Origin of the sequence: Desulfovibrio sp. 1188_IL3213, assembly GCF_036763145.1 — a bacterium.
Taxonomy (GTDB): Bacteria; Desulfobacterota; Desulfovibrionia; order Desulfovibrionales; family Desulfovibrionaceae; genus Desulfovibrio.
The window spans coordinates 1-2,159 of the sequence record NZ_JBAIYR010000383.1; the positions used below are offsets into that span (position 1 = coordinate 1).

The following is a 2,159-nucleotide window of genomic DNA, read 5'->3' on the forward strand; positions in this document are numbered from 1 at the left end:
ACCTTGCGCAGGTTGTCGGCGTTCATCTCACGCAGGGTCTGCACGGCTGCCAGCACGCCTTGCGCGGCCGGCCCGTGCTGTTCCCCAACTTTTCGCTCGGCGAAGAGTATGAACATGCGCCGCCGGCGACGAATCGCCAAATCTCACCGTATCTCCCGAGCGGACGATTTCGCACCGGTCTGCCCGTCGAAGGGCTTGCGATCGAACGGGGCGACCTTTTCTATGCATGTCCGCGAGCCAGCGTCTTTTATGGCACGGCGCTCGACGCCGACCTTCGGACGCGCGGCGTAAGCACGCTTGTCATGGCCGGGATAAGCACCACCGGCGTTGTTCTTTCAAGCGTCGCCTGGGCTAGTGATGCGGACTACGACGTGCGTTTGGTCCAGGACTGCTGCTACGACCCGGATCGGGATGCCCACGAAGCTCTGTTGCGTTCCGGGTTCGGCGGACGTGTACAGGTCGTGTAATTTTCGGGCCTCGCATGATCGCGGCCATAGCCGCAGGTGGATTGGTGCGAGGCAGGGCCAGTCCAAGTCAGGGTGCGGTCATCGCGGCGCCTGCAACTCTCAAAAACCCATCGCCGTAGCGGAGGTCTTGTAATCGCATGTCATTACGCACGCCCGATTTATTGTTCACAGCGATAGCACCTGCCATTTGGGGCAGCACCTACATTGTCACCACCCAATACCTGCCGAACTTCTCACCGATGACGGTCGCGATGCTGCGGGCGTTGCCGGCGGGTTTATTGCTCGTGATGATCGTCCGACAGATTCCAACGGGAATCTGGTGGATGCGCATCTTCATCCTCGGCGCACTTAATATTTCGCTATTCTGGAGCTTGTTGTTTATTTCGGTCTACCGCCTGCCGGGCGGGGTCGCGGCGACGGTAGGCGCTGTGCAGCCGCTGATGGTCGTGTTCATCTCTGCCGCTCTGCTAGGTAGCCCGATACGATTGATGGCGGTCCTGGGGGCTATTTGCGGAACTGCGGGCGTGGCGCTGTTGGTGTTGACACCAAACGCAGCGCTAGATCCTGTCGGCGTCGCAGCGGGCCTGGCGGGGGCGGTTTCCATGGCGTTCGGAACCGTGCTGACCCGCAAGTGGCAACCTCCCGTGCCTCTGCTCACCTTTACCGCCTGGCAACTGGCGGCCGGAGGACTTCTGCTCGTTCCAGTAGCTTTAGTGTTTGATCCGCCAATCCCGATGCCTACAGGAACCAATGTTCTCGGCCTGGCGTGGCTCGGCCTGATCGGAGCGGGTTTAACCTACTTCCTTTGGTTCCGGGGGATCTCGCGACTCGAACCTACAGTTGTTTCCTTACTGGGCTTTCTCAGCCCGGGGACCGCCGTGTTGCTAGGATGGTTGTTCTTGGATCAGACGCTGAGTGCGCTTCAAATCATCGGCGTCCTGCTCGTGATCGGGAGTATCTGGCTGGGCCAACGTTCCAACCGCACTCCTAGGGCGCGTATAGCTTGCCGGAAGTCGCCTTGACCCGCATGGCATAGGCCTATCGTTTCCACGATCAGCGATCGGCTCGTTGCCCTGCGCCGCTCCAAAGCCCGCGACGCAGCGCCGGCAGGCAGAGCAAGTAGAGGGCAGCGCCTGCAATCCATGCCCACCCGTTCCACGTTGTTATAGAAGCCGCATAGATCGCCGTGAAGAGGAGGGGTCCGACGATCGAGGTCAGGCTGGTGAGCGCCGCCAGTGAGCCTTGCAGCTGCCCCTGACGTTCCTCATCCACCTGCCTGGACAACATTGCTTGCAGCGCCGGCATTCCGATGCCACCCGAAGCAAGCAGGACCATGATCGGGAACGCCATCCATCCCCGTGTCGCGAAGGCAAGCAGGATGTAGCCTGTGCCGTCGGCAATCATTCCGAGCATGAGTGCCCGCCTTTCGCCGAGCCGGGCGGCTACAGGGCCGGTGATCATTGCCTGGGCGAGTGAATGCAGAATGCCAAATGCGGCAAGCGAAATGCCGATCGTGGTCGCGTCCCAGTGAAAGCGATCCTCGCCGAAAATGACCCAAAGCGCGGCCGGCACCTGTCCGACAAGTTGCATGATGAAGAAGACCGCCATCAGGGCGGCGACGACGGTCATGCCCCGGGCCCACCGGAACGAAGCGAGCGGGTTGAGAGCCTCCCGGCGTAACGGCCGGCGTTC

Annotated in this window: 3 protein-coding genes; 2 read left to right on the forward strand and 1 reads right to left on the reverse strand. The window is 61.4% G+C overall.

Translation table 11 applies throughout. From position 1 onward, the window contains the following. Positions 1-74 precede the first annotated feature (74 nt). On the forward strand, positions 75-467 hold the full coding sequence (locus V6C16_RS11690; protein ID WP_001351729.1) for a cysteine hydrolase family protein: 393 nt from the start codon (positions 75-77) through the stop codon (positions 465-467). A 137-nt stretch (positions 468-604) separates the two neighbouring features. Further along, positions 605-1,489, forward strand: a complete 885-nt coding sequence (locus V6C16_RS11695; RefSeq protein ID WP_000058717.1) for a DMT family transporter — start codon at positions 605-607, stop codon at positions 1,487-1,489. Positions 1,490-1,520: 31 nt separating this feature from the next. Here the strand turns inward: V6C16_RS11695 and V6C16_RS11700 are convergent. Further along, positions 1,521-2,159, reverse strand: a 639-nt coding sequence (locus V6C16_RS11700) for an MFS transporter (RefSeq protein WP_333543283.1), incomplete at its 5' end; no start/stop codon positions are given.

What these genes read in the sequence shown, in the direction of transcription:
- V6C16_RS11695 (WP_000058717.1), top strand. Translation starts at nt 605, where the DNA reads ATGTCATTACGCACGCCCGATTTATTGTTCACAGCGATAGCACCTGCC.